Source organism: Bifidobacterium sp. N4G05 (genome assembly GCF_002742445.1).
Lineage (GTDB): Bacteria > Actinomycetota > Actinomycetes > Actinomycetales > Bifidobacteriaceae > Bifidobacterium > Bifidobacterium hominis.
This window is the reverse complement of record NZ_NJNQ01000002.1, coordinates 217,273-242,373: the sequence shown is the minus strand read 5'-3', so window position 1 is coordinate 242,373 and position 25,101 is coordinate 217,273. Positions and strand designations below refer to the sequence as shown.

15 protein-coding genes are annotated in these 25,101 nt (G+C 59.2%); 13 read left to right on the top strand and 2 right to left on the bottom strand.

Annotated elements, in window-relative coordinates:
- The first annotated feature begins 55 nt into the window (after positions 1-55).
- The 3 genes from CE153_RS02760 to araA all read left to right on the top strand — a co-directional run bounded on the left by CE153_RS02760 (position 56) and on the right by araA (position 4,074).
- A complete protein-coding gene (locus CE153_RS02760; RefSeq protein WP_099595040.1) occupies positions 56-1,693 on the top strand; it encodes a xylulokinase in 1,638 nt (545 codons plus the stop codon).
- A 31-nt stretch (positions 1,694-1,724) separates the two neighbouring features.
- Positions 1,725-2,417 (top strand): L-ribulose-5-phosphate 4-epimerase, encoded by a 693-nt coding sequence (locus CE153_RS02755; protein WP_039199226.1) that lies wholly within the window; start codon positions 1,725-1,727, stop codon positions 2,415-2,417.
- A 142-nt stretch (positions 2,418-2,559) separates the two neighbouring features.
- Positions 2,560-4,074 carry an L-arabinose isomerase gene (araA, locus tag CE153_RS02750; RefSeq protein WP_099595039.1) on the top strand — a complete coding sequence of 505 codons (1,515 nt, stop codon included), beginning with the start codon at positions 2,560-2,562 and terminating at the stop codon, positions 4,072-4,074.
- A 128-nt stretch (positions 4,075-4,202) separates the two neighbouring features.
- On the opposite strand, the gene CE153_RS02745 is transcribed toward araA, so the two are convergent.
- Positions 4,203-6,026 (bottom strand): AMP-dependent synthetase/ligase, encoded by a 1,824-nt coding sequence (locus CE153_RS02745; RefSeq protein WP_099571761.1) that lies wholly within the window; start codon positions 6,024-6,026, stop codon positions 4,203-4,205.
- A gap of 668 nt (positions 6,027-6,694) precedes the next feature.
- On the opposite strand from CE153_RS02745, the gene CE153_RS02740 reads away from it, so the two are divergent.
- From CE153_RS02740 to CE153_RS08810, 10 genes are all read left to right on the top strand, one after another.
- A complete protein-coding gene (locus CE153_RS02740; protein ID WP_099595038.1) occupies positions 6,695-10,546 on the top strand; it encodes an ABC transporter ATP-binding protein/permease in 3,852 nt (1,283 codons plus the stop codon).
- 405 nt (positions 10,547-10,951) lie between these two features.
- Positions 10,952-11,827 (top strand): pyridoxal 5'-phosphate synthase lyase subunit PdxS, encoded by an 876-nt coding sequence (pdxS, locus tag CE153_RS02735; RefSeq protein ID WP_004223372.1) that lies wholly within the window; start codon positions 10,952-10,954, stop codon positions 11,825-11,827.
- A gap of 113 nt (positions 11,828-11,940) precedes the next feature.
- Positions 11,941-12,645, top strand: coding sequence for a pyridoxal 5'-phosphate synthase glutaminase subunit PdxT (pdxT, locus tag CE153_RS02730; protein WP_099595037.1), 705 nt, complete (start codon positions 11,941-11,943; stop codon positions 12,643-12,645).
- Between the two features lie 550 nt (positions 12,646-13,195).
- Positions 13,196-14,473 carry an ABC transporter substrate-binding protein gene (locus CE153_RS02725; protein ID WP_236824437.1) on the top strand — a complete coding sequence of 426 codons (1,278 nt, stop codon included), beginning with the start codon at positions 13,196-13,198 and terminating at the stop codon, positions 14,471-14,473.
- A 191-nt stretch (positions 14,474-14,664) separates the two neighbouring features.
- Positions 14,665-15,537, top strand: coding sequence for a carbohydrate ABC transporter permease (locus CE153_RS02720; RefSeq protein WP_003809796.1), 873 nt, complete (start codon positions 14,665-14,667; stop codon positions 15,535-15,537).
- Positions 15,534-16,367: a carbohydrate ABC transporter permease gene (locus CE153_RS02715; protein ID WP_003809794.1), complete on the top strand. Its 834-nt coding sequence runs from the start codon at positions 15,534-15,536 to the stop codon at positions 16,365-16,367. Before CE153_RS02720 ends, CE153_RS02715 begins: the two co-directional genes overlap by 4 nt.
- A 41-nt stretch (positions 16,368-16,408) precedes the next feature.
- On the top strand, positions 16,409-18,664 hold the full coding sequence (locus CE153_RS02710) for a beta-galactosidase (protein ID WP_033501407.1): 2,256 nt from the start codon (positions 16,409-16,411) through the stop codon (positions 18,662-18,664).
- A 55-nt stretch (positions 18,665-18,719) separates the two neighbouring features.
- On the top strand, positions 18,720-20,822 hold the full coding sequence (locus CE153_RS02705; protein ID WP_021912791.1) for a beta-galactosidase: 2,103 nt from the start codon (positions 18,720-18,722) through the stop codon (positions 20,820-20,822).
- A gap of 44 nt (positions 20,823-20,866) precedes the next feature.
- Positions 20,867-21,940 carry a LacI family DNA-binding transcriptional regulator gene (locus CE153_RS02700; protein WP_011743697.1) on the top strand — a complete coding sequence of 358 codons (1,074 nt, stop codon included), beginning with the start codon at positions 20,867-20,869 and terminating at the stop codon, positions 21,938-21,940.
- 737 nt (positions 21,941-22,677) lie between these two features.
- Entirely contained in the window at positions 22,678-23,820 is a 1,143-nt protein-coding gene (locus CE153_RS08810; RefSeq protein ID WP_236824436.1) for a hypothetical protein, read from the top strand.
- 426 nt (positions 23,821-24,246) lie between these two features.
- On the opposite strand, the gene CE153_RS02690 is transcribed toward CE153_RS08810, so the two are convergent.
- Positions 24,247-25,053, bottom strand: coding sequence for an HNH endonuclease family protein (locus CE153_RS02690; protein ID WP_236824435.1), 807 nt, complete (start codon positions 25,051-25,053; stop codon positions 24,247-24,249).
- Positions 25,054-25,101: the final 48 nt, after the last annotated feature.

The following is a 25,101-nucleotide window of genomic DNA, read 5'->3' as shown; positions in this document are numbered from 1 at the left end:
ACATTCGGTTGACAGAGTGGTTGCGTAGGCGCTCGGACACAAGGAGTTTGACACTATGGTGCAGGAGCAGGAACTTGACGACCAAGTCGCATTGACCGCCGAGAAGATCCGTGCCGGTAAGACGAGCCTAGGCATCGAATTCGGCTCCACCCGAATCAAGGCCGTACTCATCGACGACACCTATCACACGATCGCCGCCGGCGATTATGGCTGGGCCAGCCATCTTGAGGATGGCCTGTGGAGCTATACCCAGGAAGAGATTTGGCATGGTTTGCGGTCCGCATACTCGTCGATGGCGCAGAACGTGGAAGCAGCATACGGAGAAAAGCTTATCCGTGTCGGTCATATCGGTTTCTCCGCCATGATGCACGGCTACCTCGCCTTCGACAAGAACGGCGAACTGCTGGTGCCGTTCCGCACTTGGCAGAACACCAACACTTCCGAAGCACACGAGAAGCTTTCCGAACTGTTCCAGTACAACATTCCGGAACGCTGGTCCATCGCACACCTGTACCAGGCCGTGCTCAACGACGAAGAGCACATTGGCAAGGTCGATTTCTTCACCACCCTCGCCGGTTACGTGCACTGGAAGCTCACCGGCAAGAAGGTGCTCGGCGTTGGCGACGCATCCGGTATGTTCCCGATCGACCCGACCACGCACACCTACGAAACCGAATTCATCGAGAAGTTCAACGCGATTCCGGAAGTCGCAGCCCAGCCGTGGAAACTCGCCGACCTGCTGCCGGAGCCGCTGGTCGCCGGCACTCCTGCTGGAACGCTGACCGAGGAGGGCGCCAAGCTGCTCGACCCGACCGGCACGCTGCAGCCGGGCATTACCTTCGCCCCGCCGGAGGGTGACGCGGGCACCGGCATGGTGGCCACCAACTCCGTGCGTGTGCGCACCGGTAACGTTTCCGCCGGCACCTCCATCTTCGCCATGGTCGTGCTCGAACACAAGCTGGAACGCCTGCATCCGGAAGTCGACCTCGTCACCACTCCGGCTGGCGATCTTGCAGGCATGAGCCACGCCAACAACTTCACGTCCGACCTCAACGCATGGGTTGGCCTGTTCGGCCAATTCGCAGCCGCGATCGGCACTCCGATCGACGCCGGCACCCTGTATGGCACGCTGTTCCGCGCCGCCATCGCAGACGACGTCGATTCCAACTGCGGCGGACTCATCAACTACCCGTTCCGCTCCGGCGAATTCCTTGCAGGACTCCCCGAAGGCCGTCCGCTGTTCGCACGCGGTCCGGAAGCCCGCATGAGCCTCGGCAACTTCATGCGCGCCCAGCTGTTCAGCGCCTTCTCCCCGGTGAAGATCGGCATGGACGTGATGACCAAGGACGAAGGCGTCGCGGTCGACTCCCTCGTTGGTCACGGTGGCATCTTCACCACCCCGAAGGTTGCCCAGAAGATCCTCGCAGCCGCATTCGATACGCCGATCAAGGTGATGTCTACTGCAGCCGAAGGTGGCGCATGGGGCATGGCCGTGCTCGCCGACTACCTGTGGCACGCCGATCAGCCGCTCGACGAATTCCTTGACGCTCGCGTATTCGCAGATGCAGCTTCCACCACGGAAAATCCGGACGAAAACGACGTTGCAGGATTCGAGGAATTTTTCGATCGCTTCCGCAAGGGACTGCCGATCGAACACACCGCAATCCAAACAATCGATTTGGAAACTAAGTAAAAACTTTTTAAGAATAGAAAGGAATATTCTTATGGCTACTTTGGCTGATTATGGTCCTGAGGTGCGTGCGGAGGTCAAGCAGGTGCGTGAGGTCGTGGCGGCTTTGCACGAGCAGTTGGTCAAGTGGAACTTGGTGGTGTGGACCGCGGGCAACGTGTCGCAGCGTCTGCACACCGCGGACCTGATGGTGATCAAGCCGTCCGGCCTGCGTTACGAGTACCTGACCCCGTCGAGCATGGTGGTGTGCGATCTGGATGGCAACGTGGTGGACGGTTCCGAAGCCCCGAGCTCCGACACCGCCTCCCACGCCTACATCTACCGCCACATGCCCGACGTCTACGGTGTAGTGCACACCCACTCCACCTACGCCACCGCATGGGCGGCCACCGGTCAGAACATTCCGTGCGGTCTGACGATGATGGGCGACGAGTTCGGCGGTCCGGTTCCGGTGGGTCCGTTCCGTCTGATTGGTTCCGAGGCGATCGGCGAGGGCGTGGTCGAGACGCTCAAGGAGTATCCGAAGTCCCCGGCGGTGCTGATGCAGAACCATGGTCCGTTCACGATCGGCAAGGACGCTGAGTCCGCGGTGAAGGCGGCGGCGATGACGGAGGAGGTCGCTCATACGATGTGGGCCGCCCGCCAGCTTGGTGAGATCATTCCGATTTCCGATGAGGATATCGCGAAGTTGAATGATCGTTACACCAACGTCTACGGCCAGCACTGAGCCACAAACCCGCAAATCCGCAATCCTGTAAAAACTGCAATCGTACGAACTTGTGCCACGCAACACGAAACGCGAGGCGCGAGTTCGCAATCGCAATCAATAATTAAAAATTCCATAAACAACGAAGTAAAGGAACAATCACATGGCAATGGAAAACCCGTTTGAAGGCAAGGAAGTCTGGTTCGGCGTCGGTTCGCAGGACCTGTACGGCGAGGAAGCGTTGCGCCAGGTGGCTCAGCAGACCGGCGAAATCGTTGACGCGCTCAACGCAACTGGCAAGATCCCAGTCAAGGTGGTGCTTAAGCCGACCCTGAAGTCCTCCGACGGCGTCAAGGCCTTCATGACCGAAGCCTCCGCCAACCCGAACGTCATCGGTGTGATCACTTGGTGCCACACCTTCTCCCCGGCCAAGATGTGGATCCGTGGCCTCGAAGTGCTTACCAAGCCGCTGCTGCAGCTGGCCACCCAGCACCACAAGGAGATTCCGTGGGAGACCATCGACATGGACTTCATGAACCTCAACCAGGCCGCCCACGGCGACCGTGAGTTCGGCTACATGGTGTCCCGCCTCGGCATTCCGCGCAAGATCGTCGTCGGACACTACACCGATCCGGAAGTCGCCGAAAAGGTCGGCACCTGGGCACGCGCCTGCGCCGGCTGGAACGCATCCCAGAACATGAAGGTCATGCGTTGGGGCGACAACATGCGCAACGTCGCCGTCACCGAGGGCGACAAGACCGAGGCCGAACGCGTGTTCGGCGCTTCCATCAACACCTGGGCCGTCAACGAACTCGTCGCTGCCTACGACAAGGTCAAGGACGATCAGGTCAAGGCCCTCATCGAGGACTACAAGGCCAAGTACGACGTGGCTCCCGAGCTGCTCGACTCCCGCTACGACGAGCTCTTCATCGCTGCCAAGGAAGAGTGCGCCATGGTCAACATGATGCGCGAAAACGGCTGCACCGCCGGCGTTGACAACTTCGAAGACCTTGGTGCCCTGCCGCAGCTGCCGGGTGTCGGCCCGCAGCGATTCCCGTCCGAGTACGGCTGGGGCTTCTCCGCCGAAGGCGACTGGAAGACCGCCGTGCTGGTGCGCATCGGCGCCGTGATGGGCTACGGCCTTGAAGGTGGCGCATCCCTGATGGAGGACTACTCCTACAACTTCACCGCCGGCAACGAGCTCGACATGGGTTCCCACATGCTGGAAGTCTCCCCGTCCATCGGTACCATCGCCAAGCCCAAGCTGGACATCTACCCGCTGGGCATCGGCGGCAAGTCCGATCCGGTGCGTCTGGTGTTCTCTGGCAAGCCTGGCGACGCCGTCGTGGTTTCCATGGCTGACGAGCGTGAACGTTTCCGTCTGCTCATGGACGAGGTCTCCATCGTCGAGCCGCAGGGTTCCCTCAAGAACCTGCCGTGCGCACGTGCTGTCTGGAAGCCGAAGCCGGACCTCAAGACCGCCGTGCAGTGCTGGATCGCGGCCGGCGGCTCCCACCACACCTGCATGACCACCTCCGTCGGTCGTGAGGCTTGGGAGGACTTCGCCCGTATCGCCGGTGTCGAGCTCGCCGTCATCGACGAGAACACCACCGCCCGCCAGTTCGAGAAGGAACTGCAGCTGAGCGAAATGTACCACCGTCTCAACAACCGTCACTGAAATAACGGAGCGTTGCGCACGTTATCTTCGATGACGCTGCGAGCGTCATCGAAGATGCAATAAAAAAATACGGGCCGCCGCTGGGAAATCCCAACGACGGCCCGTATTTTTCTCTACGATCGCCCCATTCAGCGCTTGCCGGAGTACAGCTGCTGATCGATCACCTGCGCGAACACGCGGTTCACTGCCGGACGCACCACTTTCAGCGACGGGGTCAGGCACTTGTTTTCCTGCGTGAACTGGGTATCTAGCACTACGAACTTTCGTACGGATTCGGCGCGCGAAACCGTTGCGTTCGCCTTGTCCACATACTTCTGAATCTCATCATGTACGGCAGCGGCGGTCGCGATGCGGTCGAGCGGAGTGTCTGCAGACAATCCTACGGACGGCAGCCAAGCTGCCAATCCTTCCGGATCCAGCGTGACCAGCGCACCGATGAATGGGCGATTGTCGCCAACAACTACCGCATGCTCCACAATCGGACATTTCACGATTTCCTGTTCCATCGGAATCGGGGAGACGTTCTTACCGCCGGCAGTGATGATGATGTCCTTCTTACGGCCAGTGATCGTAATGCGTCCTTCGTCGTCGATCGACGCCAAATCGCCTGTTTTCAGCCATCCATCCTCGGTGAACGCTTCCGCCGTCTTCTCGGGCAGATTATGGTAGCCTCTGAACACGTTTGGTCCCTTGACCTGTAGTTCGCCATCATCGGAAATGCGTACAGATGATCCCGGAGCCGGTTGGCCGACAGTGCCGATCACATTGTCGGTGACGCGGTTGGCTGCGAACGGCGCAGCGGTTTCCGTCATACCGTAACCCTGAATCATCGGCAGGCCGATACCGTTGAAGAAATGCGCCAGAGATACGTCCAGAGGAGCGCCACCGCATGCCACGTAGCGGATGCGCGGGCCGAGGGCGCCACGCACGGTACGGTATACGGAAGCCTCATACGAGAGATGCTCGGCGGTCTGCTTTATGGTCGGCTTCTCACCAGCCTGCTGCATGCGCGACCAATCGCGTGCGGCCTCGGCAGCCTTGAGGAACAGGCGTCCCTTCCAACCCATGCCGGCCTTGCGGGAGGCTGCGTTATACACCTTCTCAAACACTCGTGGCACGCCCAGCAGATATGTCGGTTCGAAGGAACGCAAATCGGGCAGCAACGTCTTTGTGTCCGGCAGATAGCCGACCACGCCGTCATCGGAAGCGATCGACGCGTACTGGATGAACCGTGCGAAACAGTGGGCGAGCGGCAGGAAGAGGAGCAGTCGCGGATGATCTTCGAGAACGATCTCATGCAACGCCAGACTGCCCGCGCGCGTGATCGATATGAAATTGCGGTGCGAAAGCTCGGCACCCTTTGGAGCTCCCGTCGAACCGGACGTGTACACGATGGTGGCCAGATCGTCTGCATGCACCGAATCGATGCGCGCTTCCAGCTCCTCGTCGGACACGGTGACGCCCAAGCCTTCCAACGCGCCCATGGCGTTGGAATCGAGCATCAGAATGTGCTTGAGAGACGGGCAGCGGTCGATTACGGAGTCGAGACGGTCGAAGCGCTCGCGATTGTCGGCGATGGCCAGTTTCACATCCGAATCGTTGAGGATGCGCTCGGCTTGCGCTGCGGAATCAGTGTCGTAGATCGGCACATTGACCGCGCCGATTGCGGCCAGTGCGAAGTCGAGCACACCCCACTCGTAGCGGGTGGCGGAGAAGATGGTGACGGCGTCGCCCTTGGCGATGCCGAACGCGATAAGACCTTTGGCGGCGGCGATCACATCCTTGTGAAATTCGCCGGTAGTGACCTTCATCCATTGGCCGGGGGCGGTTTTGCGTTCCGCGATCACGGTATTCTCGCCAGTGCGCGCGATGCGTCCGGTAAGCAGGGAATAGATGGATTCGTCGTCGCCGACCTCGACGGATTCGCCCGGTGCGGTGTACTCGGTGAGCATGGAGCGTTCTCTTTCTCGCGGTTTTTGCGTTATTTCCGCGTATTTCTGCTTGTGATGCGTGCGGGAGCGATGCAAACCGTGTGTCCGCGTTACCTACCCCTTGCGCACCTCGTATATGGTAAGTTACGGGTCCGTAAGTCTGCATTGTGAGAAGCGACAAGAAATATTTGAGCAACTTTGTATGAACTGACAAACGATTGAAAATCGTCAAAAGTCAAACGATGGGTGTCGCGCTGTGTCTGTTCAAAAAAAGTTTGACGTAACGGTTGCGGGGGTGCTGCCATGCTTCCCGAATATCCCCGAAACGACGGTAAAATCAGCGAAATGCGAAGAAATGGTGGTGCGAGCGATTTTTATCGAGTACACTCACGAGTGACGCAATTTACCCCTTGCGTCAGAGGGCTGCCTGCTCAACGGCGAACATCCAGCCTTTCTCTTTTCAACGTTGCTGATTTGAGGTCGATTATGGCAATTCGATTGCGACGGTTCGCTGTATGCAATGCGCCCTTGACGATTGCGAGCTGCCTTGGATAGGCTGAAAACGGTTTGCCACGCACCGGTTTTCCCGTATTGGCCTGTTGCGATTCGTTTGTTGGATGCATGGCGATTGCGCTTTGGGCCGTAGGCGAGCTGGCAACGCGAGTGCGCTCATTGGACGGAAGGTGTTTATGTTTGACAAGAGGCTGTTCTCCCTCGCTCCCGGCGTGGGGAGGTTGGTTGCGGCGAAAGTGTTCTGCCAATGGATCGGGCTGCTGTCCAACGTCGTATTCGTGGTGACGGTGGTGGTCATGCTTTCGCCGGTGCTTGCCGTGGTGGAATCGGCGTTCGATCCAATGTTCTCCATGGGCGATAGTGGACTGCTTTCCCGCATGTTCGTCGGCCTTGGCTACGGCGGATTCAGTGCGGAAACGTATATCGGATGCGCGCTGGCAATTGTGGTCTGTGCGGTTCTGCGTTTTCTGATGATGCGCGCCGCGGCCTATTTCGGCGCAGAAGCGGCCGAGCGTGTCAAACTCGCTTTGCGTGAACAATTATTCAATAAAATGCTTGCGATTGGACCGTCGTATTCGCAACATATCAGTACTGCCGATGTGGTGCAATCTGCCGGTGAAGGCATTGAACAAATCCAAAGCTTCTTCGAATTATTCCTGCCACAACTGTTTTATGCGATTCTCGCGCCGGTAACGTTATTTTTTATAGTTGCGCCGATTAATATGCCGACGGCTGTTACATTGCTTGTATGCGCGCCGTTGATTGTATTGATTGTTGGCATGGTCGCAATGCGTGCAGCCCGAGTATTCAAAAAATATTGGGGCAAATACACCGACATGGGATCTATGTTTCTTGACAATGTACAAGGTCTTGAAACGCTGAAAACTTTTGACGCGGATGCTCATGCCGCCAAGAAAATGAACGAGCAGGCGGAACAATTCCGCGTAATGACCATGAATGTTCTGCAAATTCAGCTGCGCTCGCTCACCGCCATGGACGTCGTCGCATACGGGGGTGCCGCGGCCGGCGTGGGCGTGGCGATCTGGCAGTATGCGAACGGTGCCGCATTGCCGCTTGCCGGCGTGCTGCTAATAGTGCTTCTTTCCGCGGATTTCTTCATTCCGCTGCGCCAATTGGGTTCGTTCTTCCATGTTGCGATGAACGGTATGACTTCGACCAAGCGTATTTTCGCATTGCTTGATACGCCGATTCCTGCGCACGGAATGCAGGGAATGCCGGAATTCGGCGCTTCCGATAACGGTGTGGACGTGTGCTTTGATGACGTGTCGTTCCGATATGCGGACGTGGCTGCAGGTGCTGCGGCGGATGTGGAAACCGGGGAAACCGGGAAAAAGTCCGGTGTGGTTGGTGCCGGAAAAACAGGCATGCCGAAAGATGGCAATGGTTCGGTCGTCGCATTGCATGGCGTCTCTTTCACTGCGCGGCGCGGGCAGGTGACCGCCATCGTCGGCCCGTCCGGATCCGGCAAGTCTACCGCCGTCGAACTGCTCGCCGGAAATCTTTCCGGATATGAAGGATATATATGGCTGCGGCCCGGAAACATAGGAAATAACTCGACGCAACGGTACCAAATCGCCGATCTTTCCATCGAATCCCTTACGAGAGAAATCGCCATCGTGGTGGCGCAAAGCCACCTTTTTGCAGGGACGTTGCGCGACAATCTGCTGATGGCCAAGCCGGATGCCACCGAAAACGAACTGTGGCAAGCGCTGGAAGCAGCACATATCGACGAATTCGTGCGTGCACAATCGCAAGAACTTGACATGACCATCGAACAGGGCGCAAGCAATCTGTCTGGAGGCCAAAAACAGCGTATCGCCATCGCTCGCGCATTGCTGCGGGAGTCTGCCGTCTACATTTTCGACGAAGCCACCAGCAGCGTCGATGTGGAAAGCGAAACCCTGATTCTGCAAACCATTCGTGCGCTTGCCGATCGCGGCAAAACCGTGATCATGGTGACGCATCGCATGGCGAATGCGGCCGATGCCGACTATGTGGTGGTGTTCGAACGTGGGCGCGTGACGGAGCAGGACGCACATGTCGAACTCATGCGTGCCAACGGCACGTACGCCAAACTGTTCCGCACCCAACAAACCGTAGAAAACATAGGTCTACGCAATAACGCAACCCATTTCACCTCTGCATCCCACGCACTTAAAACGTCCGATTCTGCAGAATCAGTCACGCAGCGTGCGGAAATGGGTCTCCAAGTGTCCGATTCTGCAGAAACGGACGCACAGGGTGCGAAAACGGGCGTTCGTATGTTCGATTCGGCAGAATCGGACGCGAAGGCAATGCCGACGGCGCGGGTGATTGCGCGTTTGCTCAAAGAGGTTGGGCCGCAGCGCAAGTACATGATCGTCGCGTGCGTCTGCGGCACGTTCGGCCATCTCGCCGCCACTTTCCTGCCGGTATTCGGCGTTGCGGCGGCTTTCGCGGCCGTCGGCTCGCCCATCTGGAATCTCAGCGTTCCCGCAGCGCTCACCGCCATGGCCGTCTGCGCTCTGATCCGCGGCGGCATGCGCTATGCCGAACAGTTCATGAACCACAATGTGGCGTTCCGCCTGCTTGCATTGTTCCGCACGAAAGCCTTCGTGGCTCTGCGGCGTCTCGCCCCGGCCAAACTTGCAGGCAAAGGCAAGGGCGACCTGATCGCGCTGGTCACCACCGACGTGGAGCTGTTGGAAATCTTCTTCGCGCACACCATCAGCCCGATTGTCATTGCCGTTGTGACCACCGTCGTCTACACACTCGCACTGCTCACCCTAAGTGCACCCCTCGCTGTGACGTTGGTCATCGCGCACCTCACCGTCGGCGTCATACTGCCAAAGTTGTTCGCGTCGGCGGTGCGAGGCATCGGTCCGAAACTCCGCGAGGAATCCGCCGCCCTTGGCGACGAAATGCTTGACGATATGCGCGGTATCGGCGAAATCATCCGCTTCGGTCAAGGTAGTGCCCGGCTCGCTTCCATCGCTCGGTGCACCCTTTCGTTGTGGAGCAAACGTTTGCGATTGAGTGCGAAGAATGGTGGTTTTGCAGGATTGGGCGCGGTGTTGGTGATGCTGTTTACCGCGATTGCAGCTTTCCTTGTGATGACGTTGTGCACCGTGGTTTCCACTGCCGCCGATATGCCGGAAGGCCTGATTTGGATGGGTTCCGCGGATTCGAACGCCCCTGCGCTGGTTGCGGCTTTCGTATTGCTTGTCAGCTCGTTTGGTCCGACGCTTGCATTGAGCGCGCTTCCGGCGAATTTGACGCAAACGTTTGCTTCGGCACGTCGCCTGTTCGCGTTGATGGATGAGGTTCCCGCTGTGGTTGAGCAGGGTGCCGAACGCCCGGAATATCAAGGCATGACAATGCGCGACGTCACATTCGGCTACAATTCCAGTGCCGCGCACCCCGTGCTCGAGCATGTTTCACTCGATGTTCCACGGCATGGCATTCTTGGCATTCAAGGCCCGTCCGGCCGTGGAAAATCAACGATGCTGAAGCTGCTCATACGCTATTGGGATCCGGATTCCGGCACGATTTCGCTGTCGAATATTCCATTGCCTCAGGTTGACGCTGGCTGGCGTCGCCGTGTGCAGACGATGATGGGGCAGGAAACTTACCTTTTTGATGGTACGATTCGAGAGAATCTCACTATTGCCTGCGATTCTTTCGATTCCGCAGCTTCTGCCATCCCCGATTCCGTATTGCGCGAGGCGCTCGCCAAGGCATCCGCGCTCGAGTTGGTCGATGCGCTACCGAACGGCTTGGATACGCAGGTCGGTGAGCTGGGTGGCCGCCTTTCGGAGGGTGAGAAGCAGCGCATCGGATTGGCCCGCATGTTCCTGCGTGACGCCGATCTGGTGCTCTTCGACGAGCCGACGAGCCGTCTCGACGCCTATAACGAGTCGGTGATTCTCGGATCGGTCAACAATCTCGCCGAGCAGGGGAGTGCCGTCGTGCTGGTGTCGCACCGCGATTCCACCATGCGCGTCGCCGATCGCATATTGCGTATGTAGAGCTCCTTGCAGCATTATGTGGCGCATGCAGTGTCACGCAGTGTTGCGCAAGTGTGTGCGCATCGCACCCCTGTCCGCGATGTGGTCGTATGAAAATCGTGCGTCATTCATATTTCTTATAACGTGCGTCGAAAGCGCTGCCGAAAGGCACTGTGCGCGCGAATCGAAAGCAAACAACGTATGACAGGTAAGAAAAGCGGGCGAAATTGTGGAATCGTCGACGGAATCGAAATCGTAAGAAAATGAAACAATCATGAAAATGATTGTCAAGATTTAAGAAAAGCAACTTTTTGAGACGTGCAAATATTCAGTTCGCATGATTTTGTAATGAAAAATCGTTAGTATCTGTGTCAAGAGATATCCGCTTTGCAGAAGAGTGGAATACGATTCGACGAAAGGCTGGCGATGGCCAACAACAGGAACGAACTGAACAAGAATCTGGCACAGATGCTCAAGGGTGGCGTGATCATGGACGTCACCACCCCGGAGCAGGCGAAGATCGCACAGGATGCAGGCGCGTGCGCGGTGATGGCGCTCGAACGCATTCCGGCTGATATTCGTGCTGCCGGCGGAGTTTCCCGCATGAGCGATCCGGCCATGATCAAGGGCATTCAGGAGGCCGTGTCCATTCCGGTCATGGCAAAAGTTCGTATCGGTCATGTTGCCGAAGCCCGCATTCTGCAGGCCATCGAAATCGACTACATCGACGAATCCGAAGTGCTGAGCCCCGCCGACGACGTGTACCACATCGACAAGAACCAGTTCGACGTGCCGTTCGTGTGCGGCGCGAAGAACCTGGGCGAGGCGCTGCGCCGTATCGCCGAGGGCGCTTCCATGATCCGCACCAAGGGCGAGCCGGGCACCGGCGATGTGATCCAGGCCGTGCGCCACATGCGCACCATGAACAAGCAGATCCGCGAGCTCGTCTCTTTGCGCGACGACGAAGTGTACGAGGCCGCCAAGCAGCTGGCTGTGCCGTACGATCTCGCCAAGTATGTGCACGACAACGGTCGTCTGCCGGTCGTCAACTTCGCCGCCGGTGGCGTGGCCACTCCGGCCGATGCCGCGCTCATGATGGAACTGGGTGCCGAAGGCGTGTTCGTCGGCTCCGGCATCTTCAAGTCCGGAGATCCGGCCAAGCGTGCCGCTGCCATCGTGCAGGCCACCGCCAATTGGCAGGACGCCGACCTGCTCGCCCGCCTTTCCGAGAACCTCGGCGAGGCCATGGTCGGCATCAACGAAGACGAGATCGAAACCATCATGGCCGCCCGCGGCGAGTGATTTCGCTGTAATTTCACGTATTGCGGGCGGATGGGGTGTGACTGTCGGTCGCCTTATGCCGCCAGTTTTGCGTGATTCGTGATGGTCTCGATGGGTTTGGGTAAGGAGATCCGATGGTTGTTGCCGTTGAATACATTTCGAAGGAAGAATCGGCCGACGTTGCCGAAGGTGCGGCTTCCGCACAACATGGCGTGACTGGCATTCTTGCGGTGCAGGGTGCGTTCGCCGAGCATGCCGCGATGCTGGATCGGCTTGGCGCACCGTGGAAACTGCTGCGTGCCGCCGAGGATTTCGACGATTCAATCGATCGCGTGATTCTGCCTGGCGGCGAAAGCACCACGCAGGGCAAGTTGTTGCGTTCGACCGGCCTGTTTGAGCCGATCGCAGCACATATCGCCGCCGGAAAACCGGTGTTCGGCACGTGCGCGGGCATGATTCTGCTGGCCCGCAAGCTGGATAACGATTCGAACGTCTACTTTGGCGCGCTTGACGCTGTCGTGCGCCGCAATGCGTACGGCCGTCAGCTTGGTTCATTCGTTGCGACCGCAGATTTCGGTGCCTCTGACGATGCGAATACCGTTTCGGTTATGCCGGGGGAGCGCGTGCCGCAGGATACCCCATCCGACGTGGTGCTCAAGGATTTCCCGCTCGTGTTCATCCGTGGACCGTTCGTGGCCGAGGTTGGGCCGTCCGCGACCGTTGAGACCTCGGTCGACGGTAATGTGGTCGGCTTGCGCCAGGGCAACATCCTCGCCACGGCGTTCCATCCCGAACTTACCGACGATACCCGCATTCACGAGCTGTTCCTGAGTTTGTAGCTTGCGATTCTGTGTAGCGCGCGGTCTGTGTTGCTCACGGTCTGCGTAGCACGCTGTGTACTCGCTTGAGCCCGTAGCGCGACGCACGCAAGCATATCGGCGGCTTCCAAGGATATTTCCTTGGGGCCGCCGATTTTTTATCTGTGGACTTTCAGCATCTTTTCAATCCCAACTAATACTGGGGAATTCATCGGAAAAATAATCCCCCGTAATACACCGACTTGTCCACATGCGTCCTGCCCACCCGCAATACGCTTTCGGGCTGCGCGTCTCCGGATGGTGCGGGCGGGTCGTCGTCCGCTGTCGACGGTGCTGCCGGTATACGACACGCCGATGTTTTGTAGGGGTAGCGGTCGATGGGATGCAAATTTCCTTGTTTGAATTGACATGGTACACCGGAAAACCTATACTGTTTCAACAGGTACACAGTTATACCAAAAAGGGAAGGAAATATCCCGAATCAACTGAATGGTCAGTTGAAGACATATTGACGTGTATCTACCGCAGCTGGAGTGGGTTCGACGAATGAACGCACGTAAAGCGGGTGCCAATGATGGAACACAAGGAGGAGTACATCATGGAGAAGAAATCCATCAGGATGATTGCGGCGGTGGCCGCTGCGGCGATGCTTGTTCCGCTGGCCGCGTGCGGTGGAGGAAACGCCGCCGACGGCAAGACCACGCTGTCGTTCTTCTCGAACAATTCGCAGGACAAGTACCAGCCGATCATCGACGCGTTCGAAAAGGCCAATCCGGACATCAAGATCGACTACAGCACCACCACCGGTTCCCAGAGTGGCTACCAGCAGACGCTGCAGACTCGAATCTCCGGCGGAAACCTGGCCGACGTCTACATCGTTCCTCCGGAGGCGTTGAGCGATCTGGTCAAAGGCAACTACGCCAAGGACCTGAGCAATGAAAGCTTCATGGATAAAATCGGCGATGCCGCAAAAAAGGCCTATAGCGTGGATGGCAAAGTATACGCCATGGGCGTGAGCACCTGGACCAATGCCTGGGTGTACAACAAGGATCTGCTGAAGAAGGTCGGTTACGACTCCATCCCGGCGACGTGGGATGAATTCCTGACCATGTGCGGCAAACTCAAAGCCGCGGGAATCACCCCATACCTTGAGCCGAAGGATGGACTGGGCAACGCCGTCGAGGGCTGGATCGGCGCTGAATCCGCCAAGCAGGGCGAGGCGCTCGACGCCAAGATCGACGCCGGTAAGGACACGTTCAAGAACGTGTATGGCAAGTACTACGGCGAATGGGACAAGCTGATCAAGCAGAACCTGATGAGCTCCGACGTGTCCGGCCTGAGCGGCGACCAGGTCAAGTCGGAATTCACCGCCGGACGTCTTGCGGTCTATCCTTCCGGCCCGTGGGACATCGACAGCTTCAATGAGACCGGCCTCAACTACGGTTTCGGCCAGATCCCTATGCTGAAGAAGGGTGACACCCCGTACGCGCCGGGCTACATCGATCCGGCCTTCGGCATCAACAACAAGATCTCCGGAGACAAGCTCAAGGCCGCGGAGAAGTTCTTCACCTTCCTGACCTCCGACGAGGGCCTCAAGCTGTACCAGAAGCAGCTGGGCCTGATCCCGTCCGTCAAGGGCTTCAACGCCACGGTGGACGACCACTTCAAGGACGCCTACGACCTGTACATCAAGACCGGCAACGTGTACCTGAATTCCGCCCACTGGAGCAAGGGCACCACCGCGCTGCGCGCCGAGACCTTCACCCAGCTGCAGCAGGTAGCCCTCGGCTCCATCAGCCCTACGCAGGCCGCGGAGAACCTCGATTCCAAGCTCAAGACCCTCTCCTGATCCATCGCGAACAGACATCCATCGCGGCAGGCTGGCGCGGACCCTTCCGTCCGCGCCACGCCTGGACCTGCCAATCTCACGTTTTGTAGAAAGCAACCAACATGTCAGTATCAACAGCGTCAGCGGCGCGTCCACATTCCGCTGATCAGGTAGAGGCGTTGCATCTCAAGCAGCGTCGTCACCGCAACTTCATGGAGAACTTCGCCTCGGCACGCTTCCTGCTGCCGATCATGGTGGTGTTCATCGTGGTGATCCTCATCCCATTCCTGCAAAGCCTGGTGTTCAGCTTCACCGATTACTCCGGTTACAATTTCGCGGACGCGAAGTTCGTGGGGTTCGCGAACTACGTGCAGTGCTTCAAGGATCCGACGCTGCTCGCGGGCCTCGGCTTCACGCTGCTGTACACGGTGGCCACCACCGTGCTCATCACCGTGATCGCCCTGCCGCTGGCTGTGGTGCTCAACCGCAAGTTCTTCGGCCGTAACTTCGCCCGTTCCCTGTTCTTCTTCTTCTCGGTGCCGTCCATGGCCGTGCTCGGCTTGGTCTGGCAGTACATCTTCTCCCCGCTGAAGTCCGGCGTCGTCAACACGCTGCTCGCCAAGATCGGCATCGATGCGATTCCGTGGTTGTCGAATTCCGAACTTGCCAAATTCTGTGTGATTTTCGTAGCGGTATGGGCTCAGATCGGCTGGCACGCCACGCTGTATCTGGCGTATCTGCAGGCTATCCCCGCCGATATCTACGAACAGGCCGCCGTCGATGGCGCAAACCGTCGCCAGCAGTTCTTCAACATCACACTGCCCCAGATGGTTCCGGCCATGGGTGTGAGCATCTTCATGCTGCTTACCGGTGGTTTGAAGGTCTATGATCTGCCGTATGGCCTCACCAGCGGCGGTCCGGGCTACTCCACCTACACCGTGACCCAGTCCATCATCCTCACGGGCATCGGTTCGAGCCGGTACGGACTGGGCTCCGCACTGGGCGTCATCTTCTTCATCTGCTGCGCGCTGTTGGTCGCCCTGCAGCAGGTAATCACCAATCTGGTAGAAAAGAGGCTGTCATGACTCTGCAGCAACGCGAGCGTATCGGCTCGATCATCCGTTCCGTCGTCGTCATCGCTATCGCGCTGATCTGCGCGGTGCCGCTGTACGTCATCGTCATCAACACGTTCAAAAGCAGCGCCGAGATGTCCATGGACCCGATTGGGTTACCAAAGACATGGAATTTCGAGAACTACACGTATGCATTCGGGCATCTGCCCATTGTCAACGCCTTCAAGAACACCATCATCGTGACGGTGGTCGGCGTCGGCCTGCAGGTGCTGTTCGGCGCGCTCGCCGCATACGGCATGATCCTGAAGAAGAGCAAGTTCACCGCCGTGATCGGCGTGCTGCTCATGCTGTCCTTCATCATCCCCGGCCAGACGCTGCTGATTCCGCAGTACCGCATGGAGGCACAGGTGGGTCTCGTCGATTCGCTGCTCGGCCTGATCGTGCTTTACACGGGCGGCGCGACCTTCTGCTACTTCTTGATCGTGCAGTACATGCGCGGCCTGCCGTATGAGATCATCGAGGCCGCCCGTATCGACGGCGCCGGTCCGTTCCGCATCTTCTGGACGATCGTGCTGCCGCTGATCCGCCCGATCCTGACCACCGTCATCGTGTTCCAGACCATGGGCACGTGGAACGACTTCATGACGCCGAGCGTGTACATCTCGTCGACCAACAAACAGACCATCGTGCTGCAGGTGTTCAACGCGATCAGCACCTTCACGACGAACTGGCCGTTGTTCATGACGGTCACCACCATCGCGCTCATCCCGGTGTTCGTGTTCTTCATCTTCTGCCAGCGTTGGATCGTGGCCGGCCTGGTCGCCGGTTCGGTCAAGGGCTGACCGGTCCTCCTGCTTGCGGGAATTCGACAAGGAGCAGCGTTATGCGCTATGAGGTTGATCTTTCGGAAGCCAGCAAGTTCGCGCGGACGCCCGCATACGGGATCCCCGTCATCCGCGCCGCAGCCGCATGCGGGCCGGATGGCGGGACCCTGGGCGCCACGAACCGCTTCCTGACCCGTGACGGATCGCCATGGATCCCCATCGCCGGCGAGATGCACTATTCGCGGATCGCCGCCGAACGGTGGGACACGGAACTCGCGAAGATGGCCGCGGCGGGCATCGACGTCGTATCCACCTACGTGTTCTGGAACCACCATGAGGAGCGCGAGGGGGAGTGGGATTTCTCCGGCAACAGGAACGTGCGCCGATTCGTGGAATTGTGCGTCCGGCACGGACTGCACGTCATCGTGCGGCTGGGACCGTTCTGCCATGGCGAGGTGCGCAACGGCGGACTTCCCGACTGGCTGTACGGCAAGTCGTATGAGGTCCGTTCCCTCGACGCCGGCTTCCTCGATGCGGTGCGCGGTCTCTACGCGCATATCGCGCAGCAGCTGCGCGGCCTGTATTTCAAGGATGGCGGGCCGATCATCGCGGCCCAGGTCGACAACGAGTACATGGCGTCGTCGGCTCCTTGGGAGATGACCACCGGCATCAGCCGTGAATGGGTGCCGTCCGGCCACGATGGGGCCGGCTACCTGGAACGGCTGCGCGACATCGCGATCGAGGAAGGCATCGACCCGCCGATGTTCACCTGCACCGGCTGGCAGTCACCGGTTCCGGACGACATGCTGCCGCTGTGGGGTGGATACGCGTACCGGCCGTGGCTGTTCTACGACGGCGTCGGTGCCGAGGGGATGACGGAGCATCCCGCCACCGACGAGTACCGATACCGGAGGCTGCATGGCTCCAGCACAAGCGACGGCTTCGATCCCCCGTACGATCCGGACAGCCGCCCGTACGCCTGCTGCGAGATGGGCGGCGGGATGTTCAATTCGTACGATTACCGTTTCGTGCTGCCGAAGCGCTCCGTCGACGCGATGGCCAACATCAAGCTCGGCTCGGGGTGCGATTTCCTCGGCTACTACATGTTCCATGGCGGAACCAACCCGAAGGGCGCGGCCGGATTCCTCAATGAGGGGCAGACCCCGAAACGCTCCTATGATTTCCAAGCGCCCCTTGGCGAATTCGGACAGGTGCGGGAATCCTACCGGCGGCTGCGCACCCTGCACGAGTTCGTCAAAGCCTTCGGGCCGGAACTCGCCGGAATGCCGGTCTCGTTGCAGGACGGGCAGGACCGCATCGATCCGTCCGACTCCGAGACCCTCCGGTATGCCGTGCGCAGCGATGGCGAACGGGGTTTCGTGTCCATCGACAACTTCCAGGACCATGCGCGCGTGCCGAGCCGTCACGGTGAGCAAATCGACGTGACGACGGGTACCGGTGAGCGCATACGGTTCACCGGCATCGGCCTCGCCGAGGGGGAGAACTGCATATTGCCGTTCAACATGGATCTGGACGGCGTGCGGCTCGTCCGCGCCAACCTGCAGCCGGTCACCGTGCTGCGGGTGCCGGGCCGACCGTTCCGCACGTTCGTGTTCCTCAAGCCCGATGGCATGGATGAGCTGACGTTCCATTTCGAAGGCGACATCCAGGACGTCACCGTCGGCAAGGCGGATTTCGAACGCTTCATGGTCCGGGACGCGGCGGAGATCGTATGCGTCACACGAGCGCTCGCCGGGCGGATGACGGTGTTGGACGGAGGCCTCGCCTTCGTCGACGACGACAACGCGTTGCTGTACGAGGACGGCGATGGGTGGACGCTGGAATCGCCCCGCGCCGAAAACGGGATCGCCGCATATCCGGAAGGCTTGCTCGGCTCTCCGCGGCCGGTGGAGCCCGTATCGGTGTATGCGCGTCTGAGAAGACTGCACGCCGATCGGTACGAAATCGCTTTGCCGGCTGGCATGGGACGGCTTTTCCGCGATCAACGGCAGGTCGCCGATGTCATGCTGAACATCGCATACCAGGGCGATATCGGCTGGCTGTTCTGCGGCGATGTGCTGATCGCCGATAATTTCTGCAACGGCGAGACATGGCAGGTCGGATTGCGCGATTACGCGGATGCCATCGATGCCGCTGGTGGAAAGCTGACGCTGGTCGTCACGCCGCTGAGGCGCGGGGTCCGCGTGAAGGTAACATCGTCGATGGCGGCCCGCCTGGAGCAGTCCGATGCGTGCGTCGCTGACGTCACCGACGTGTATGCTACACCGGTGTACCACATGCCGGTGGGCGAATAACGAATGTAATATACAAAAAACCATGGCTTTATGCCAATTACCAAAGGAGATAATCGTGAGTGCGCGACGCAACTTCGAATGGCCGGAACTGCTGACCGCGGATGGCCGCGGCATCGCCTTCGGTGGCGACTACAATCCCGACCAATGGTCCGAGGACATCTGGGACGACGACATCCGCCTGATGAAGCAGGCCGGCGTCAACACCGTGGCCCTCGCCATCTTCAGCTGGGATCGCATCCAACCCACCGAGGATCGTTGGGATTTCGGCTGGCTCGACCGCATCATCGACAAACTCGGCAATGCCGGCATCGTGGTCGACCTGGCCTCCGCGACGGCGACCGCGCCGCTGTGGCTGTACGAAAGCCACCCGGAGGTCCTTCCGCGTGACAAGTACGGCCATCCGGTCAACGCCGGCTCGCGCCAATCCTGGAGCCCGACCAGCCCGGTGTTCAAGGAATACGCGCTGACCCTGTGCCGCAAGCTCGCCGAACGGTACGGCACCAACCCGTATGTGACCGCATGGCACATGGGCAACGAATACGGGTGGAACAACCGCGAGGACTACTCCGACAACGCGCTCGAGGCCTTCCGCGCATGGTGCCGCCGCAAGTACGGCACCATCGACGCGCTCAATCAGGCGTGGGGCACCACCTTCTGGGGCCAGGAGATGAACGGCTTCGACGAAGTGCTCATCCCACGGTTCATGGGCGCCGACTCGATGGTCAACCCCGGCCAGAAGCTCGACTTCGAACGGTTCGGCAACGACATGCTCCTCGACTTCTACAAAGCCGAACGCGACGCGATCGCCGAAATCTGCCCCGACAAGCCGTTCACCACGAACTTCATGGTCTCCACCGACCAGTGCTGCATGGACTACGCCGCCTGGGCCAAGGAAGTGAACTTCGTATCCAACGACCACTACTTCCACGAGGGCGAATCCCACCTCGACGAGCTGGCCTGCTCCGACGCTCTCATGGATTCGCTCGCGCTCGGCAAGCCGTGGTACGTCATGGAACACTCCACCTCGGCGGTGCAGTGGAAGCCGCTTAACACCCGCAAGCGCAAGGGCGAGACCGTGCGTGACTCCCTGGCCCATGTGGCCATGGGCGCCGACGCCATCAACTTCTTCCAGTGGCGCGCGTCCGCGTTCGGTGCCGAAGCGTTCCATTCGGCCATGGTTCCGCACGCCGGCGAGGACACGAAGCTGTTCCGCCAGGTGTGCGAGCTGGGCGCGTCGTTGCACACGCTCGCCGACGCCGGCGTGCAGGGCACCGAATTGGCGCACTCCGACACGGCGATCCTCTTCAGCGCCGAATCGGAATGGGCCACCCGCTCCCAGACCCTGCCGAGCATGAAACTCAACCACTGGCATGACGTGCGTGACTGGTACCGCGCGTTCCTGGACGCGGGCTCGCGCGCCGACATCGTGCCGCTCGCCTACGACTGGAGCTCGTACAAGACCGTCGTGCTGCCGACCGTGCTGATCCTGAGCACCGCCGACACGCAGCGGTTGGCCGACTTCGCGGCCGCCGGCGGCCGCGTGGTGGTCGGCTACGCGACCGGACTGATCGACGAGCATTTCCACACTTGGCTCGGCGGATACCCGGGCGCGGGCGATGGCCTGTTGCGCTCGATGCTGGGCGTCCGCGGCGAGGAATTCAACATCCTCGGCGCCGAAGCCGAAGGCGAGCCGGGCGAGATCCGACTGTCGTCCGCCGACGATTCGGCCGCGCTGGACGGCACCACGACCCGCCTGTGGCAGAACGACGTGAACGTGACCGGCGAACACGCGCAGGTGCTTGCCACGTACGCCGGCGAGGAAGCGGACGAATGGGAGCTCGACGGCACGGCCGCGGTCACCCGTAATCCGTACGGCTCCGGCGAAGCGTATTTCGTCGGCTGCGACCTGGATGTGGCCGATCTGACGAAGCTGGTCCGCGCATATCTCGCGGCCTCGTCGCAGGAGAATGCCGACGTGCTGCACACCGTGCGCGCCTCCGCCGACGCCACCTTCGACTTCTACCTGCCCCGTGGCAAGAAGACGGTCGAATTGCAAGGCATCGAAGGCGAGCCGGTCATCCTGTTCCAGACGGATCGGGAGGAAAAGCCCGGCTCGTACACCGTGCGCCGCAACGGCGTGCTCGTGGTAAGGCGGTAAAGTCGGAAGTCGAATATCGATGACGGATGCGGTTAGGGGGAGATATGGCCGAAGTGAAGCCGGACAAGTCCGACAGGAAACGCGTCACACTGCGTGAAGTGGCGCAAGAGGCCGGAGTCTCCCTCAAAACCGCGTCGAACGTCATCAACCATTCCGGCCGCATGGCCGACGCCACACGCGAAAAAGTGCAGGACGTCATCGACAGGCTCGGCTACCGCGTCAACGTGTCGGCCCGCAATCTCAATCGCGGCAAAACCGGCTTCATCACGCTCGCGGTGCCGAGCCTGACCGCGCCATATTTGGCCGAACTGGCCAACCGGGTGATCGACGCGGCCCGCATCTACGGCTATTCCGTGTACATCACCACGTATGCGGAAGGATCCGCGCAGGGTGCCCGCGCGCTGTTGCGAAACTTCAATGCCACGGTGTCGGACGGCATGATCCTGTCCATCTCCGAAGTCGAGGATCTCGATCCCGAGGACCTGGACGTGGATTATCCGCTGGTCTGCGTGGGCGCGCGGTCCACGCATGGCAAGGCGGACCATGTCACCCCGGACGACGTCCAGGAGGCGCGTCTCGCCGCGCAATACCTGTTCGACCACGGTGCCACGAATCTTGCGGTGATCGGCTCGCGAACCGATCCGGAGCATATCCTCGAGCTGCGCGACGCCGTGGAAGGCAACGCGCAGCTGCGCATGCGAGGCATATTCGAAGCGTGTGCCGACCAAGGCGTCGAATTGGACACACGGCTAGTGCCCAACGTCGGCCAGGATTGGACCATCGGCTCGGGCGCGCGCATGACGCAGCGCATCGTCGACTCCGGCATCCCCTTCGATGGCATCGTGGCGTTCAACGACCAGCTTGCGTTGGGCGCACTGTTCACTTTGGCAGCGAACGGCATCGCGGTGCCCGACCGGGTGCAGGTGATCGGCTTCGACAACAACGAGGAAGCCGCATATTTCCAGCCGCCGCTGACCACCATGGATTCCTGCCTCGACTGGATCGCGCCGACCGCGGTCAGCCGCATCATCAACCGCATCGATGGCAGCCGTACGTTGGAACCGGAGCTCATCACCACCCAATCCCGCATCATAGCCCGCGCCACCACCCGTGCCTAGTGTCGCGTGTTTGGTTTCGCGCCGCCTAGTGCTCCCGCTTTCCGCATGCCTTCTCCTCCCCTGAGTGCCCTCCTCGCTTCCGTCGCAGGCCTTGATTCCGCTCTTCCGGCACTGCCCACGCTATCTGTGCGCCAGCTCCGCCCTTTCCAGAGCAGGCCTTGGACCTACTCTTCCGGTACTGCCCGTGTCGCTTGTTTTGTGTCACGATTCGAAAAAATGGCCAAAATTTTGGATCGTGACACATCGCTTTCGGTTCGGGGGTATGTTTTTTGAGGCATTTTCCTTGGAAATGCGCCGATTTATACCCCCGTATTGTTTTTGGGGAAGGAAAAATGTGCCACGATTCGAAAAAACAGCCGAAATTTCGAATCGTGACACATTTATAGCGGAAGATTCCGCTCCAAAGCTGGTTCAAGGCTCGCTTGAGACTAGTTTGTGCTGGTTCGTGATGAATTGGTCCGAATTGCCTTGAAGGCTGGGCTGAGGCTGATCCATCCCCGATTCCCCAAGCGAAAAGAAATACCGGTTTGCCGCACTTCCGGAAGTGCCAGGCCGCGTCCCTTGTAAAGGCTGCGGTGGTAGCTGGAACCATCTCCATTGGTTATCCACAGGCTGTTGCGCTCCAAATCGTTGGAATTACGGCCATGCCATGCTGAACTGCCCCAAATCGCATGTTCTCCGACCACAACTTTGGAAAAACGCACATCAAACCGTTGCCATCGTTTATATTGCACGCCATGAATGCTGATGATGCATACAAGCCGATCCAGCGGGCGATCCTGTCCGAAGCCAGCTGGCGTATTCTCCGCATTGCCCAGTCCGTGGAGTTGCGGCATCCCGTAAGTCACGAGACCGCGCTCGCGATTTGGGGCGTCGAGCTGCCCGCAGATAGTGATTGCTCCGTTGTTTCGCTGCGTTCGTCGCAAGGCGGTTACGCTGGGACGGACGTGGACTATGGATGGAGTGGAGAAAGTCCGGCTTTCGGCCATTCCGAGCACTCTATCCGCTTAGGGCAGGATTTCCCGGATTCGGATTTTCAATATTTCCCGGATTCCCAGGCTGTTTCTCGGAATCAGATTCCAGGTCTTCGGCAGTCGGCTTCTCAGCCTTCCCAATTCCCGCAATCCCCGGCGAAACTTCATACGGTCGCCCAATCGCCGGCTCGTCGCGGCCGTGTGAAGAAAAGCACATCGGTGTCGGCCGATGTGACCGTGCATGTCTGGAAGGGCTTGTCCGCGCGACACGTACGTGAGGTTGCTGGAGTTCCGGTGCTTATGCCCGTTCCGGCGTGGTCTTTGGCTGCCGGCCGGTGGGGTATCCAGGACATCGTCATGGTTGCGGAGTCGTTGATTCGCCATCGATTCGCCGCTCGCAAGGGGCTGATTGAGTTTGTTAAAACTGAGAACGTCCCATACCGGAGCAAGTGTCTGGATGCGTTGGCGCTCGTGCAGTCAGGCAGCGATTCCCCCAAGGAGACCGAAATGAGGCTGACTCTTGTGCGTTATGGCCTGCCGATTATGCAACCGAACTGTGTGGTCCCCGGCGTGAATTTTGCGAATGGCGCTGCGGTGACGTTGGATCTTGTCGATGCCGAGCATCGTTTTGGCCTGGACTATCAGGGTGACCATCATCGTACTGACCGTGCGCAATATCGGCGCGATCAGAACAAGCTGTCGCGTCTTGCGGCCGCTGGTTGGACTGTGTTTTCGGTCACGCAGCTGGATTTGTCCGACGAATTGCATCGCGCCGCGTTCGCCATGAACGTCGCCCATGCGTTGTCTTCGATCGTCGGTCGGCCGATTGGGGTGACCACGCCCTTGCCATGGCGCAAAGTGGTGCTGCGTTATCAGAAAGCCCGCAAGCTTAGGCTGCTTGACTGATGCGGTTTCGTTGGGTGCGCGCGTGAGGCCGCCCGCTTTCCGCATGATCGCGACTCCTCGGTGTTGTGCCTCTTTTGTGGCGATCGGCGCTGGAATCCTTGAAAGCCGCTGATAATCGTGTTCGTCGCGCGTCATTCCGATACGTTTGGTTGCGCACAGGATATAGGAGGCTTGTTTTTTGTGTCACGATTCGAAAAAAAGACCAAAATTTTGGATCGTGACACATCACTTTCGGTTCGGGGGTATGTTTTTGAGGCATTTTCCTTGGGAATATGTCGTTTATACCCCCGTATTGCTTTTTTGGAAGGAAAAATGTGTCACGATTCGAAAAAACAGCCGAAATTTCGAATCGTGACACATTTCAGGAGACTCCGCCACTCACCTACGCTTCACCGCGCACCTACGCTCCGCCACCTGCCACGCGCCTCACCGCTCCGGCACGCTTTGCGCCGGGCAGCCATGCAGCACGGACAGCATCGCCCGCTTTTCCTGCGTGGTGACGGTCAGTCCGTACTTGTCTTTCACGCCAATCTGCCGAGCCACGTAATCGCAACGGTATTCGCTGTTCGTCGGCAGCCAGTATGCGGCCGAAGCGGAACCCTTCTGCTGATTCGCCGGCCCATCCACGGCCAGCAGATTGTACATGTCATTGCCGAATTGGTACATCTTCGTATGATCCCATGTGTTCGCGCCCGACTGCCATGCATTCTCCAACGCGACCACATGGTCGATCTGCACCGCCGAAGACGTTTTCACTCCACGCACGAACTGAATGGTCTGACCGGTATACGGGTCATCAAGCGTACCCGACGCAACTTGGCAGCTGCGGCTGTTCTTATATTGCACGTCCGTCAAATCGCGGGCGAGCACATCTTCGCGCACGTCGCAACCATTGCCGTCGTCGTCGGTTTCTCGGAATCCGAACGCGTCGCGATCATATCCGGCTTTGCTGGGATTGTCGTCAACCGTAAGTTTTTCCAACGTTTCCGCGGCAGTGCCGGTTGCCGTGTATTCGCCGGTAATCTCACCTACGGTCGGATTGATTTTCGGCAGAAGCATGCCGATAGTGACGCCGATTACCGCAACGACGACCAGCAGAATGAGAATGCGTTCTAGCGGGCCGTCAGCATTAATCCAACTTTTTTTGAACCGTTTTCCAGCCCGCTGAATATCACGCACATCTTGCTCAATATTCCGATAATTATAAGAATTACGATTATTCTTTCGTGCCATAAGTATTGAAATAATACATGCAACACACTGAAATTGCGGAATTGGGGA

What these genes read in the sequence shown, in the direction of transcription:
- CE153_RS08810 (WP_236824436.1), top strand. Translation starts at nt 22,678, where the DNA reads ATGAATGCTGATGATGCATACAAGCCGATCCAGCGGGCGATCCTGTCC.
- CE153_RS02690 (WP_236824435.1), bottom strand. Translation starts at nt 25,053, where the DNA reads ATGGCACGAAAGAATAATCGTAATTCTTATAATTATCGGAATATTGAG.
- CE153_RS02755 (WP_039199226.1), top strand. Translation starts at nt 1,725, where the DNA reads ATGGCTACTTTGGCTGATTATGGTCCTGAGGTGCGTGCGGAGGTCAAG.
- araA (WP_099595039.1), top strand. Translation starts at nt 2,560, where the DNA reads ATGGCAATGGAAAACCCGTTTGAAGGCAAGGAAGTCTGGTTCGGCGTC.
- CE153_RS02720 (WP_003809796.1), top strand. Translation starts at nt 14,665, where the DNA reads ATGGAGAACTTCGCCTCGGCACGCTTCCTGCTGCCGATCATGGTGGTG.
- CE153_RS02710 (WP_033501407.1), top strand. Translation starts at nt 16,409, where the DNA reads ATGCGCTATGAGGTTGATCTTTCGGAAGCCAGCAAGTTCGCGCGGACG.
- pdxT (WP_099595037.1), top strand. Translation starts at nt 11,941, where the DNA reads ATGGTTGTTGCCGTTGAATACATTTCGAAGGAAGAATCGGCCGACGTT.
- pdxS (WP_004223372.1), top strand. Translation starts at nt 10,952, where the DNA reads ATGGCCAACAACAGGAACGAACTGAACAAGAATCTGGCACAGATGCTC.
- CE153_RS02740 (WP_099595038.1), top strand. Translation starts at nt 6,695, where the DNA reads ATGTTTGACAAGAGGCTGTTCTCCCTCGCTCCCGGCGTGGGGAGGTTG.
- CE153_RS02715 (WP_003809794.1), top strand. Translation starts at nt 15,534, where the DNA reads ATGACTCTGCAGCAACGCGAGCGTATCGGCTCGATCATCCGTTCCGTC.
- CE153_RS02745 (WP_099571761.1), bottom strand. Translation starts at nt 6,026, where the DNA reads ATGCTCACCGAGTACACCGCACCGGGCGAATCCGTCGAGGTCGGCGAC.
- CE153_RS02760 (WP_099595040.1), top strand. Translation starts at nt 56, where the DNA reads ATGGTGCAGGAGCAGGAACTTGACGACCAAGTCGCATTGACCGCCGAG.
- CE153_RS02725 (WP_236824437.1), top strand. Translation starts at nt 13,196, where the DNA reads ATGATGGAACACAAGGAGGAGTACATCATGGAGAAGAAATCCATCAGG.
- CE153_RS02700 (WP_011743697.1), top strand. Translation starts at nt 20,867, where the DNA reads ATGGCCGAAGTGAAGCCGGACAAGTCCGACAGGAAACGCGTCACACTG.